The sequence below is a fragment of the Mesorhizobium sp. WSM4850 genome, from assembly GCF_055811735.1.
This window is the reverse complement of sequence record NZ_JBVVPV010000015.1, coordinates 14006-27008: the sequence shown is the minus strand read 5'-3', so window position 1 is coordinate 27008 and position 13003 is coordinate 14006. Positions and strand designations below refer to the sequence as shown.

Sequence of the window (13003 nt, the reverse complement as noted above, 5' to 3'; positions counted from 1 at the left end):
TCCGCCCATAGGTCACAAGCCAGCCGCAGGGGATGGTCCTTGAAGAGAGCAGGAGAGCATGGGAAACGCGGTCGCTACAGCCAGGCAGGAGGGGCGGGAATTTACAAGGCCTGCGGCTGATAAGGTGCCCACGCCGATCGAGATCGTGACCGTAGGTTGGGCGCAGATCAGGCATCGGGCGGGCGGACCGATCCATGGGGATCAGGAGTTTGCCGGCCTGGTTTTGGTGCGCGATGCGGGGCAAAGGAAGCTCGAACATGCAGCCACTGCGACCGGGGTACATTGCCGAAGGGCGGCTGCCGAGAAGCCGCGGCCGGCCGTGACAGGCTATTCGCAGACGAACAGCGACCTGACCCGTGCCCATTGATCGGCGGTGCGGAAGCCGCCTCAATCAGTGTAGCTTTCGACCGGGAATTTCATCCAGCACGGCAGCCAGGTCTCGACTTGTCTGCGGCGTTATCGCCCGAAAGAAAGTCGCGGATGATCTTCTTTTGCGTCTTCACCTTTTCGGCGACATTGCCGTCCGCGACATGTTTGCCGCCGACTTCGGCAAGTATGGAATTGGCAATTTCCTTGTCGCGCAACAAATCGAGAATGCGTCGTCCGGTTGCCAGCAAGCGCCGATGTCGACATTCAGATGCTTGCCGAGCGCCTCGATGACGGCGCTGCCGGCTTCAAGTGTCTCGGCCATGACGATGCTGAGAACGCGCACGACATGATCGTCGCGGAGCGCCAGGAGCCGCGCGAAGATGCTTGCCGTGCCGAGGTCGTCGCCATTGCCGCCAGCGATTGTGCCATCCTCATCCGGTTGCCCAAGCAGCGCCAAGACCTCGCGCCGTTTTTCGGCGAACGCGGCTTCCGCCCTGCTTCCGGCGAGGCTTGCGGCCACGTAGCGCGCTACGGTTCGCGGCGAACCTGCCACAGGCCGGAACCGGCTATCGCATGCGCCACCATCAGGCGAAGTGCTTCGCTCGGATGGTCGAGCAGCCCCAAGCGCACGCCTCTCTGATCAGCCGTGAGAACGTCTCCCATTGCGACACTTCGTCGGAGTCGAGGCGGGCACGTTCTCGATCAACGAGGCTTCGAGGGCATCGGCGTCCTCGCCAGCCTCCATGATGGCGCAGGGCAAGGGATCGGCTTTACCTCGCTCGTCGGCGAGCGATTTTGCGGCGAAATAGCGCGCCGTCCGGCGACGATCTCGAAGCTTTCCGGCGAGCCGTTGGGCCGCGCCAGAAGCGGCACGAGGACGCCGCGCGCGCGGACGGACGGCAGAATGTCGGACAGGTCGGGCGCGCGTTTTCCGTGGCGCATGTTGAGGGCGGAAATATTCAGTCGGTCGAGCGGAATATGGGCAAGTTTCGTGTCTTTATCCTTCGTTTGGGGTGCGATTGTCCCCGCCGGGGAGACCGAAGGCCGATGCGGCGGGGACGGGTTTGCGCCTAGCGGCGCTCTGGCTCCGCCGCGTCTGGCGGAAGCTCGGAATGGGATTTGGCGAGTGCTTCCGCTGCCTCCCGCAGAAGCCGCTCGGCTTCGGTGATCTGGCCGGCGCTGCGCGCGGCCTCCGCATAAACGGACAGCGGACAACGCGCTATGAAATAAAGGTCGCGCTCGATGCCCAGTCCGAGCGGACCCTTGATGGATTCGAGTTCGGCAAGGCTGACGCTGCCGAGTTCAGGAAAGCCGAAGCCGAGGTCGCAAAGGCCGAACAGCGTGTCGTCGTCTGCATCGAGTTCGGTAAGAAGCCAGATCGCAGGACCGGCCGGATCGAACAGTTTCAACGACCGGTGCGTGGTCGGTTTCGGTGTCGGCAGCGCCGTTGGCGAGGAGCCGGGCGCGCAGTTCATCGGTGATCAGGATCATTGCGGAATTCCTTCAAGACGGTTCGGGCTGATTGAGTGCGGCTTTTTGAAACAGGCGGATACGAGCGGCTGGTGCGCCGCGCGCGGGCGCGCATCGGCGCGCCGTCAGAAGCGCAAGGCGGTCGCGCATGGCGATGGAGCGCGCTCACGCGGCGATCTCGGCATTCGCCTCACCTTCGATCTCGGCATGCGCCTCGCTTTCGACGTCGGCATTGAGGCCAAGCAGGAAATCGGCGGCTTTCGAGGCATGGCTGGCGGCACGGAAAATGGCGCGATTGTCCTCGCGCAGCACCTTCAGCCATGAGCCGATATAGTCGGCGTGGCGCACCGTCGGCTCAATGCCGAGACTGCTGCAGACGAAAGCCGCTGCGATTTCGGCGACCAGTTCCTCGCGCGCATAGGGCTTGGAACCGAACGAGCCGGAGAGGTCGCGCGCAAGCCGCGTCGGGTGGCCGGTCCAGTGGCCAAGTTCATGAAAGCAGGTCCGGTAGTAGTCGATCTGGTGGAAGAAAGCCGGCTGTGGCGGCACCTGGATGGTGTCGCTGCCGGGCATGTAGAAGGCGCGATCGCCACCGATACGGAAATCAGCACCACTTGCATGAATGAGCGCCTCGGCTTGCGGGACGATCTGGCGCGCGGGCAGCGGTTCGGCGGCGGCATAGAGATGTTCGGGCAGGTTATCGCACTGCGCGACATTGAAGACGGTGAAGCGCTTCAAAAAAGGCACGGCCTGCGGCTCATCGCCATCGGCCTTGGCCCGTTCCTTCTCGTCCTTTGGGACAAAGCGATCGGCATGCACGATGGTGGTGCCGTGTTCGCCCTTCCTGACATTGCCGCCAAGGGCAAGCGCCTGCCGGAAGGTGAGCCAGTTCTGGCTGGGGTATGAGCGCTCGATGACGGCGCCCCACAGGATCAGGATATTGATGCCGGAATAGCGGCGCTGGGTGGCTGCATTCCTGGGAAGGCCAAGGGCTGCCTTTGCCCTGCCCCAGGGCTTGACCCATGGCACGGTGCCGCGCTCCAGTTCGGCAACGATGCGGTCTGTGATCTCCTGATAGAGGCTGGCGACTGAGCGCCCGCCCTTGCCCGCGCCAGCCTGTCGGCTGCCCGAATGCTTGTTGTTTGCACGCATTGTCTGTTCCTCCGTTCGCCAATTGCGCCCTCCCGGGAAGCGGGGTGGGCGGCGAAAGCGACCGGAAAGGCCCGCCGTAGAAGGCAGACCGCATCCGAAGGACCGGAACGAAGAGGAGGACCCGGAGCGGCAAGCGGAGGGTTGCGGGATGCCGCGGCTGGCCTAGAAGGGAGTGCCGCCCACCGCGCGCCACCGGGGAAGGCCACCACAAAATCGACGCCGGCCAGCTGGCCGGCGACCGTCAGCAGCCGACAGGCTGCCGGCGTCAGGGGGGCGAAGCCGGATGGCCGAGACCGCCTGAGCCTGTCGAAGAAAAGCGGGCTCGGTGCACGAGCACCCGGGGCGCGCCTTCAGGCGCGCGGGCGCTCAGGACTCTGGTCCCGAGAGCAGTTGATGCGGTCAAAATGCCCATTTTGCAGCTGTGGAAGACTGAACCTTGGCGTTTGCGCGCACATCGGCGATGCAGCTTCGCAGCCCGGCCGTCTCTACCACCCCGGCTATCACTTCGTCGCCGACCACCAACGCCGGCGTGCCGGTGATGTACAGCTCATTCGCGAGCGCGCGATCGCGTGCGATGGCTTCGGTGATGGCTGGGCCTTCCATATCCCGCTTGAGCTGCTCAACATCGAGGCCGACACGTGCCGCAATGACTAGGGTGGTTCTTTGGTTCACCAAGCCAGGAAAAGCAAAAAGGGCGCGATTAAACGCCTCATATTTTCCCTGTTTGTGGGAGGCGAGCGCCGCACGCGCGGCGAATTCGGAAGCAGGTCCCAGGACCGGGAGCTGTTTACGCACAATCCTCAGATTGGGATCATGCTTGAGGGCTTGCTGGAGAATGAGGTCCATTTCCTTGCACAGCGGGCAGTTGTAATCGAGGAATGAGGCCAGGGGGACGTCGCCCTGCGGATTGCCGGCGACTGGCGAGGCGAGGTCGTTGAGGAGTGCGTCGCGATGCTGCGGAATGAGTATCCTCAAGTCCGCCGCGAGCAAGGCGTTCATCTCCGAGCCGTTGCAGGTCGTCAACCTATCTGGCTGTCGCCTTAGCGTTCCCAGCACGGACAGGGCGAGGACTAAAAAACCGATTACGGCGACAAGGACGGCGTTTTGCTTTGACATGGGTCGGGCTCCAATCAGCCGTTAACGGGGCAGCAACGGCTGGCCTTTTGGCGTGAAAGTTGGTCGTCGCTTTGGATCGCTTGCCCGGCACTTCCCGCAGTATCGGCAGTCGTGGGGGAGGCTCACAATGTCGATGCCGGCGCCATCTGGCGGTTGCTTTATGACGGCTTCGCTCCAATGGGCTGACTGCAATAGCTGAGCGGCGTTCGCGAGTTGCCAGCCGAGACCACCGGTCATCACGCCGGGCGATCTGCCCTTCAACGAACGCCCGAGCGCCGAAGCACCCGCTCGTGAGAGCCTTTGCCAATCGTCCATCATCCGGCTCGCCTGCTCCGGGCGACAACGAGCCTTCCCACTGCGTTGCCGAGAAAAATGGTCAGCACACGGCACTCCGACACAAAGTGGTCGACGCGAAGAATAAGCGTCGCGCCGGCAGCTGGGGCGGTCGGAACGACAAAGAGCGCCGCAGCCAACGTGAGGAGGCCCGCACCGGTAATGCGAGTTGTTCCCTTCGAAGAGAGCAAGGCGACGAACAGCAGCAGGATCCGACAGCCGATCGACAGATCCGTGTTCGTCGCCTGGGCGAGGAAGAGGGGGGCCAGCGTCATGTAGATATTGGTGCCGTGCAGATTGAATGAATATCCGGCCGGGATGCCGAGGCTCACGACCGAACGCCTGGCGCTCGACCCTTCGACGGGCGCGGCCCTCATCAGAATGCCGACCAGCTTGAACACCGGCGCGAGGAGCGCCTGAAGCAAAGAAAGCACAGGCTTGCCCGTGTCGCCGACCATCGCCAGGGCGATGCCGAACAGCACCGAGAAGAACAGGACCTGCAGGATATCGCCTTCGGCGAAGGCACCAACGATTGACGGCATCAGCAAGCCGGTCACGAACTGCTCGTGGACCTTGGCGGCATAGCCCTTCACGGCCTGAGCATCGAGCGAGGCTGGATCGATGTTGACGCCGGCACCTGGCTGAACGACATTTGCGACAATGAGACCGACAATCAATGCGAGGCTCGAGAAGGTGAGGAAATAGATCATTGCCTTGCCGGCGACCCGGCCGACCTTCTTGAGATCGTTCATGCCGCCGATGCCGGTCGCAATTGTCAGGAAGATGACAGGCGCGATGATGATCTTCACGAGCCTGATGAAAGCATCGCCGAGCGGCTTCAGAGCCTCTCCGGTCGCCGGATAGAAAAAGCCAACAGCGACGCCAAGGGCGACGGCGGCAAGCACCTGAACGTAAAGCCGCGCAATATGGGGCTTACGAGGCCCGGCGTTCGCGCTGTGGACTTGTGGAGCTAACACCGTTTCTCTCCCTGCCGGATCGGGTCGGGCTCTTCCTGCTTCAAGGCCTCTCATGGCGGCGCTCCGGTCGAACGCTGCTGCCATCTCGGGCGCAAGTGCCGTGCCAAGCAGCGGCGGCGCGATAACGCGCAGGACCTCTCACGCAGTGCCGCATTCGCCGCAGCCGCGTGCCCTCTTAAAAACAAGGGCAGACCGTCGGCGGACATGCGGCCTGGCAGCGGCCGAAAGGTCGTCGAGGCAACCTGTTTGCCTTGGTGGCTGCGATCGGGATCTAGATGGTCGACATCTGGCTATGGCTATGTCCAAGCCATCGCCCAGTCGGCTGAGCTTGTCGGATATCAAACACCGCTGTCGACAGGGGATCGCTACCGCGATCCGTACAGTCTGGCGCTCCACAGATGGAGTAATCGACCGGCCGGGTTACGGCATGGGCCCTGAGCTGCCTCTTCGCGCGCGATCGTCGTTCTGGCCGCACCGCCCGCGAGCCACAATAAGTTTGTCCCGCCCCTTACAATAATTCATCAAGGCGTCTACCTCGGCAATCACCAGATCGGGCGTGATGTCGAACTTGCAGCGGACTTTGACCGGACAGCGCCGCACTTTGTCCAGACCACATCCCCGACATTCAATAACGCTCATAAGCATGCTGACCAGGGGACCACGGAAACCCCAAATTTCCGGTAGATGTGACGCGGTGAAAATTCCGACAGTAGGGCGGCCAAGCTGGGCAGCGACATGCCCAGTGCCTGAATTGTTCGACACCACGAGCGCGGCCGAATTCATGAGATGATTGAATTCCAATTCTGACAAGTCGACAGCCGTTCGAATCTCCGCGGCCCCACGGTCGCGAGCTGTCATCGCGACCTCCTCAAGCGCTTCCCGGCTTTCGCCACGGCCGACGAGGATCACCTCACTACGGGTAGAAAGAGCAGCGACAAGTTTGCCAAAGTTTTCGATCGGCCAATCGCGCAGGCTGGAATTCGAAAACGGAGCCACGACAATCGGGGACTTGCCTTCTGTCGAACTCTGTCGGCGGCCCGCTTCACTTTCTGCGTCGAAACAGGCCGCTGCCTTTGCGACCAGAAAGAGGAGGATTTCCGACACATGCTGGAGACGTACCTGCTTACGGTCAACGAACCAATCAAGCCATGTGCGAGGGAATTTGTCGGCGATCCCTATTTTTTGGGCCAGCTTGTAGAAGATGGTTCTGCGCAATTTCAGATCGAATGGCGCTATCGCAATATCGATCTGATGCATTCCGTAAGGATCAACTATCGCCGCACGATGCCTGGCGGGGACTTCGAGCAAAATGGGCCGTGTCTCATCCGGGACACGCATATCAATGGCAAGATCAAACTCGCCGGTCAGCAGCGGCCGTATGTCGGCCGCTTTCTTGCGGGTATCGACCTTCGGGTTGCGAGGAAAGAAGTCAAAAGCAACGTAATCGTCGGCGAGGTTGAACTGTTTTGCAGTGTCGATGTTCCAGCTTCCGACCACCAGCGTAATGTGGGCTTGCGCAAAGCGCTGACGCAGGTCCATCAGGGGCGCTAGAGACATCCAAAAGTCCCCGACACGATCAAGCTTAAGCGCCAAAATTCTCATCTTGGCGCTTGACTGTTCCGACTCCTCCCAGCTGCGGTATATAATTTGATTGGTGTCGCGCTTTGTAAAGTATCCCATTGCCATTCCGAAGGTTATACGTACAACATTGCTTGCCTAGTCTGTGTAGGTTGTATTGCTTCCAGTCTTATCCGCGTTGACAAATTAACGCGGCAAACGACTCTGAGAAGACTGGTGGTTTGCAGTGTTCGCGGCTGCGAGTGAAAGAGGAGTTCCGGCGTCAGCCCCGGTCAGTCCGGAAGCTTTGCCGACCAGCGACGGCAATGACGGGCGCAAAGATGGGCTGTCGAATTTCTTTGCGGGAAGAGGCAGGTGCGGACTGGCCTGAATGAGTTAGGCCTAGGTGACGCCGGCCGTTCAACGGTTCTGAGAGGGGAAAGACTCCGCTAACAAAGAGAGGTCGGACAATTCGAAATCGTCGGCCTGCTGCAACTCATTCCCAGGACAATTTCCAGCGCACGTCTGAGCTCATGCAAAGATTTTCCCCTTTCGGGTTCCTTTTCACGCGACAGAGGCAGGGACGGTCGATGCGTGTCCGGTGCTGAGGTCAATGCGAGATTCCGGAAGGTTGAGAAAATCGTTTGTTTCGATGAAGCCCATCCACGCCATGGATGGATGGCTGCCAAAGGTTGCGGCCACAATACAGCGTAGCGGTAGCTAGCCGCTCCGGTGCGCGCTCACTTTCGAAGCGCCCAGCACCCTCTCGGCATCGAGCACCTCAGGAAGTACCCGGCAGCGCCGCCAAATGGCGGCGCATTTCCCGCACAGGCGCGACTAGACGCCTCTCCTGTTTCCCCAGAGCAAAACGTGCAACTGCGGCAACACGCGTGCTTCGAACCACCTGTCGTGTGTCACCTTTTCCACAAGCCACTCCATGCGTTTTATTATTCCGTCCAGGTCGACAGGTGCGTCTTCACTGCCAGGGCGCGGTGGCGTGTGATTGCCGGGTTGCAGATAGACCGGAAGGTGCGGAAATCGCGCCGCGGCGTCTTTGGCGTAGGCGTAGTCATTCTCGTCGAAAACAACGAGCTTGAGCACGATTTGCGGCTTCTGCTGCGCCGCTTCTATGCACGCCTGGAATGCAGCCCAATCGGTCCTCATTTCGCTTGACGGCGGCTTTGGGCTGAGAACCAGCACATCAAGATCCGCAAACCAGTCACTGACCACCGAACCCTGGGTTTCCAGCGCAAAACGGTAACCTTCACCATGGCCTCGCTCGATCAGCGCACCGAAGGGCTGAATGGCCGGATTACCGCCTGACAGCGACACCATCACTGGCCGGCCACCGGAAAGCCCAACGACGCTTTGCCACACCGCATCGATTGGCATCATCTCCCATTCGTGGCGGAATTGACTGTCCACCGCATGGAGGCTGTCGCACCAGGAGCACCGGTAGTCACACCCGCCGGTTCTGATGAAGACTGTAGGCAAACCGATGAGCACTCCCTCGCCCTGGATCGTGGGCCCAAATATCTCGCTCACACGGATTGCGGGACACGTGTCCGTCACGGCCGGTATTCCGCCCAGGTTTTCGGGGTTTCGCTCACCCGCACTGCCGCGGTTTCCGGCAGACGTGCCTTGCACCATTCATAGAAATGTCTGGCCAAGTATTCCGCCGTGACTTGCTCATGTCCCAGCACCTCGTTGAGGTGCCGATGGTCGAGGCTCTCGTCGATATAGCGTTTGAGCGGCGCCAGATCGTGATAATCGCGCACGAAGCCGTGCGCGTCCAGGTCCTTCGCCGAAAGTTCCACTTCGACGATGTAGTTATGCCCGTGCAGGCGCGCGCACTGATGATCCGGCGGCAAAGAGGTGAGCTGGTGCGAGGCCGAGAAGTGGAATTCCTTGGTGATGCGGAACATCAGGCGCTTCTCCTCCGCAGCGCCTCGAGCCAGAAGACAGGGTCTTCGTAGTCGGTAGGATCAGCGTGCCCCGCGAGATGAAACGCCTCGCGCCGCTCCACGCAGGTCCCGCACCGTCCGCAGTGACGCTCGCCGCCCTTGTAACACGACCAGGTCTCCGCAAATGGCGTTCCGTGTCTTGCTCCATCCCGGACGATGTCGCCCTTCGTGAGGTTGACGTAAGGCGTGTAAAGGCGAATCTCTGCGTAGCCTTCCAGCGCGCGGTCTTGCATCATCTGGAAAGCTTCGATGAAGGCCGGACGGCAATCTGGATAGATGAAATGGTCCCCACCATGGACGGCCATCGCCACCGCTTCGGCCTTGCGCGCGGTGGCGAGACCGAAGGCAATTGCCAACATGATGGCGTTCCGGTTCGGCACTACCGTGATCTTCATCGTGTCTTCGGCGTAGTGGCCGGCCGGCACGTCGAAATTATCGGTGAGCGCTGAGCCGGAAAGGCCGCGGCCGATTTCGGGGATGTTGATGATCTGGTGCGTAGTGTTCAGTCGCTCCGCGCAGAGAGCGGCGAAGCCCAATTCTTTCCTGTGCCGTTGGCCGTAATCGAAAGACAGGAGGCCGGCGAGCTCGTGCTCCGCTGCCACGCTGTGAGCAAGGGCAACGGAGTCCAATCCGCCGGAGCAGATGACGAGAGTCTTCATCGTGGTATCCTTGTTTTGACCGGGTAAGGCTGCGACCGGAGATTTCTCTGCGGTCCCCCTACCCCAGCGAGTCAACTTTGTGAACCCGGTGGAGTCTGATCGCTGACGTGCCGTGGCGCACCGGGCGCCAACAGCGGGCTCTTTCATGGATGTCCAAACCCAAGCATATGCTCAGAAGGACAGATGCGAAGCGACCTCGAGGCATTGCTGGGAAAGAAGCTGACCTGTCCAAATCTGCGTTACGGGTGCTTGCATAGGCCACACGCGAATTGGCGAAGTAACGAGGAAGGTACGGAGTTCGTTAACGGCGGGAGTGCAGAAGCCCAAGTTCAAGGACAGTGCGCGCGCCCCGCTTCAGGATCAGTTCGATCTGGAACACGAATCCGTCGGTGGCCGAGTGGCAAAACCAGTTGAAGGATTGGTCGTGAGCCGGCACCTGTGAACAAGCCGTGTGCGTCGTTGCAATCACTCCTATATTGCGCGCAATAGCTACATGGCGTTGGATGAACTGGATTTGGCGATTTTCCAGATGGCGGTCGAAAGCGTCCGCTCACTCGCCCTAAGTTTCAACCAAAAAGCCGCAGAGATAGCCACGAGGAGCCACGGTGTCCTGGTTTTCGACGTGCGGGTCGATGGTGACTCGGAGGTCCAGCGGATCGCAGCCATCCGATATCGAGCCGACCAGACGGGCGTGGTCGCGTTGGACAGACAAGGCCTTGTTACCCGCTCTTGCATGGTCAATGGCACTTTCTCACATTTCATTTCGCCATTGGAGAACTGGGCCAGCATGCCCCTGTCAATGCAGGCCAAGATCGATGTCACCGTCCATGCCGGTCTCTTCCTAGGCGCTTTGCGAAATGCCGGTCATATGCTTGGCAGCTAGCATGACCGGAATGCATCTGTGGATTTCTGGATCCGGATCCGCCTGCGCGTCCGAGCGGCCGGCCACCGAGGTTCCGTGACGCGCGGATGTGTCCGGGGAGAGCGCGACGATCTGCTGCACACGTTCGGATATACCTCACGCGCAGGAGCCGCGCTCCTTAGTTACCTTCTCCTTCACGTTACAGGATTGCGCGAAAATATTCCGCCGGTGCGCCTGCTTGGCGGTTACGCCGCGCTTCTGCAGTTAATTGAGCAGGAAAAGCGCGCAATCAGTGGAGATCCACGAGAACTGGCTTGAGGCGACCCGCTACCTCAACATGGATCATCTGCGCGAGCACAAGAAAGAGAACCTGAGGGCATTGGCCGCCTGAGACGCGGCCCGCCATGTCCGCCGCTCCGCTAAACACAGGGGCTGCGCGGCGGCCACGCCAACGTCACCGCTGAATGCCACGCCATTTTGCAGAACTTGACACACACACACAACTGCAACACTTCTTACATGGGAGCATGAATACGAACCACGTTCGGCGAGCTATTGCGCGATTCACCATTCGTTCATTTTATTAGCGCACGTTCATAAGCGGACATGTTGGTGTAGCTCGTACGTGCCCAAAGCCCCGGCGCATCGACCCAGCGCCGGGGCTTTTTTGGTACCAGAAGGCACCGCTGAGAGGAGCAATCGTCCAGCGGTGCAGGCCTTGGCTGCTCTGTGAACGATTCCGGGGTTGCTGCTTTTTTGCGGCGTAAAGAAATCCGGGCTTTTACGGCTCCAAAAACTCGGGTGTCTGCGGCGGGGCGCGCCATTTGGCGTGGTAACGCCGGAATTGCGGATTGCACCTAAAAACTTCCTGGGCCCAGGTCGTGCGGGGGAATCGACCGGAATAGTCGTAAGCTTCGCACTACGCCGTCCGGCCAGCATATCAACCGTACGGAGCGCCCGCGGGCAGGAGCATTGGTCAGGCTGAGCATCGTCAAGCGCTAGGCCGGCAGGCCGAGAACCGGTTGCCATAATACAGGTCCGTTCAGACGTCCCCTCCAGCGGATGCGCTTGAGGCTAGCGTGGGAAATCTCGAGAAAACCGGCGACCGCCTCCGTGTTACCAACCGGCTTCGGCTGTCCGATGCGCGTCAACGGCCACGTTGCGAGACGCAGGATCCGTTCCATGCGCGTATCGGTCACTGTCACAATCCGAGTGAGATTATTCGCCAAGCCGAATTCGATCATGCCGGCGAAGAGCTCGTATGTTGCTTGCGCCAGTCCGCCGGACTTAGGCGCTGATGGAGGGAGATCGAGTGCGAAACGACTGCTCTCCCAAATGCGGGCACTCGCGGGCGCCGCAGTCTCACCCAGCAGCATCGGAAACGTGTCGCGCAACATTGTCGGTCCGGTAGTCGGTAAAAGACGAACGCAACCGCAAATTCGCCAGTCGGATCCCTTGAGAAGCAGATAGACGGGGTTCAGGCTGTCAAATGCGTCTGTTTCCATCTCGCTTTCGGTCTGAACTTCCCAATCCAGCCTTTCCTTGAAGACCCGATGCCTGAGCCCGTGCATTTCGTTGAGCTCGTTTGGAAACTCGCCGTAGAGTTCAGGTGTTATCAGCTGCATCATCTGTCGCCTCCGTGCAGGATGTGTTCCCGCCATCGAAGAGCAAAGCCGACATTGATGCAGCCTGTAGACCTTTACAGCTTTCCAACAAAAGGAGGTCAGGATCTCCACTGACGGGAAGCAGTCAGCCGTGCTATGCCCTGGTTTATGGTTCGCACGCCAAGCTTTGCCTTGGCGTTTTCCAGATGGAAGGTCACGGTGCGTTTCGAGACGCCGAGGATCTGGCTGATATCCCAGGCGGACTTACCGCGCGCCGCCCATTTCAGGGATTCGAACTCGCGCGGGGTCAGCGTTATGCCGTCCACCACGCAATCTTCGGCGAGCTGGCGCCGGGCATGTATATGAAAGTTGATTGCGACCAGCTGCAATGCTTTTTCGTAGCGAGTGAGTGACCGCAAGAGAGGCGGACGGGACTGGTCGGAAGCGAAGGTCAGCGCCGCAAACCGGCCGCGATGGTCATGCATGGACATGGTCAATCCGCCGCGAATGCCAAAGTGAGCTGCTTTTTCCAGAATTTCTTGCTGCGAGGCCGGCAGACACTGGCGGGGTCGATCCACGCCCCAATCAAAAGTATCCCAGCCTTGCAGCCCGCGCAGGATCACCGGATCATGGCTGTGGTAGCGCAGTTGCAGATAGTGCGATGTCCAGGATGAAGGGTAATTTGAAATCAATCGCGGCGTCTGGCCGGAGACCGACGGGTAACTGAAATAGGCGAAGAGCGGAAAGTCGAAGCCGGCTGCGGCGGACGCCATCGCCTCATGGAGGTCGACCGCATCGATGCTTGCAGAGAGTTGCTCGACGAAGTTTTCGAATACGCGATACATCAGCCCTTTGCGCGACCTCCTCGAATGTTGCTCGATGCCAGGGGAAATCTGGGTCTAAACGACCCCGCATGGATGCGACGCGGACGATTTGGTCG

14 protein-coding genes and 1 pseudogene are annotated in these 13003 nt (G+C 60.3%); 2 read left to right on the top strand and 13 right to left on the bottom strand.

Going from position 1 to position 13003, the window contains the following annotated elements; genetic code table 11:
- Window positions 1-58 precede the first annotated feature (58 nt).
- On the top strand, window positions 59-367 hold the full coding sequence (locus AC0L2Z_RS16485; RefSeq protein ID WP_473628780.1) for a hypothetical protein: 309 nt from the start codon (window positions 59-61) through the stop codon (window positions 365-367).
- A gap of 132 nt (window positions 368-499) precedes the next feature.
- On the opposite strand, the gene AC0L2Z_RS16480 is transcribed toward AC0L2Z_RS16485, so the two are convergent.
- From AC0L2Z_RS16480 to queC, 11 genes and pseudogenes are all read right to left on the bottom strand, one after another.
- Window positions 500-889, bottom strand: coding sequence for a hypothetical protein (locus AC0L2Z_RS16480; protein WP_473628779.1), 390 nt, complete (start codon window positions 887-889; stop codon window positions 500-502).
- Between the two features lie 8 nt (window positions 890-897).
- On the bottom strand, window positions 898-1032 hold the full coding sequence (locus AC0L2Z_RS16475) for a hypothetical protein (protein WP_473628777.1): 135 nt from the start codon (window positions 1030-1032) through the stop codon (window positions 898-900).
- A gap of 39 nt (window positions 1033-1071) precedes the next feature.
- Window positions 1072-1311: a hypothetical protein gene (locus AC0L2Z_RS16470; RefSeq protein ID WP_473628775.1), complete on the bottom strand. Its 240-nt coding sequence runs from the start codon at window positions 1309-1311 to the stop codon at window positions 1072-1074.
- A 128-nt stretch (window positions 1312-1439) separates the two neighbouring features.
- Window positions 1440-1860, bottom strand: a pseudogene (locus tag AC0L2Z_RS16465) (DUF2958 domain-containing protein).
- Window positions 1861-2004: 144 nt separating this feature from the next.
- Entirely contained in the window at window positions 2005-2991 is a 987-nt protein-coding gene (locus AC0L2Z_RS16460) for an ArdC family protein (protein WP_473628773.1), read from the bottom strand.
- 399 nt (window positions 2992-3390) lie between these two features.
- Window positions 3391-4107: a DsbA family protein gene (locus AC0L2Z_RS16455; RefSeq protein WP_473479462.1), complete on the bottom strand. Its 717-nt coding sequence runs from the start codon at window positions 4105-4107 to the stop codon at window positions 3391-3393.
- 314 nt (window positions 4108-4421) lie between these two features.
- Window positions 4422-5417, bottom strand: coding sequence for a cation:dicarboxylate symporter family transporter (locus AC0L2Z_RS16450; RefSeq protein ID WP_473479460.1), 996 nt, complete (start codon window positions 5415-5417; stop codon window positions 4422-4424).
- A 420-nt stretch (window positions 5418-5837) separates the two neighbouring features.
- A complete protein-coding gene (locus AC0L2Z_RS16445; protein ID WP_473628771.1) occupies window positions 5838-7097 on the bottom strand; it encodes a glycosyltransferase family 9 protein in 1260 nt (419 codons plus the stop codon).
- Window positions 7098-7811: 714 nt separating this feature from the next.
- Entirely contained in the window at window positions 7812-8546 is a 735-nt protein-coding gene (queE, locus tag AC0L2Z_RS16440; RefSeq protein ID WP_473628770.1) for a 7-carboxy-7-deazaguanine synthase QueE, read from the bottom strand.
- Entirely contained in the window at window positions 8543-8899 is a 357-nt protein-coding gene (gene queD / locus AC0L2Z_RS16435) for a 6-carboxytetrahydropterin synthase QueD (RefSeq protein ID WP_065010611.1), read from the bottom strand. The genes queE and queD overlap by 4 nt, the downstream gene beginning before the upstream one ends.
- Window positions 8899-9597: a 7-cyano-7-deazaguanine synthase QueC gene (queC, locus tag AC0L2Z_RS16430; protein WP_473628768.1), complete on the bottom strand. Its 699-nt coding sequence runs from the start codon at window positions 9595-9597 to the stop codon at window positions 8899-8901. Before queC ends, queD begins: the two co-directional genes overlap by 1 nt.
- 493 nt (window positions 9598-10090) lie before the next feature.
- Between queC and AC0L2Z_RS16425 the strand changes: the two genes are divergently transcribed.
- Window positions 10091-10480 (top strand): hypothetical protein, encoded by a 390-nt coding sequence (locus AC0L2Z_RS16425; RefSeq protein ID WP_473628766.1) that lies wholly within the window; start codon window positions 10091-10093, stop codon window positions 10478-10480.
- A 977-nt stretch (window positions 10481-11457) separates the two neighbouring features.
- Here the strand turns inward: AC0L2Z_RS16425 and AC0L2Z_RS16420 are convergent.
- Both AC0L2Z_RS16420 and AC0L2Z_RS16415 read right to left on the bottom strand, forming a co-directional pair.
- The gene (locus tag AC0L2Z_RS16420) at window positions 11458-12087 is read right to left on the bottom strand and encodes an acyl-homoserine-lactone synthase (protein ID WP_473479450.1); all 630 of its coding nucleotides are present in this window, start codon (window positions 12085-12087) and stop codon (window positions 11458-11460) included.
- A gap of 95 nt (window positions 12088-12182) precedes the next feature.
- Entirely contained in the window at window positions 12183-12908 is a 726-nt protein-coding gene (locus AC0L2Z_RS16415; protein ID WP_473628764.1) for a LuxR family transcriptional regulator, read from the bottom strand.
- Window positions 12909-13003: the final 95 nt, after the last annotated feature.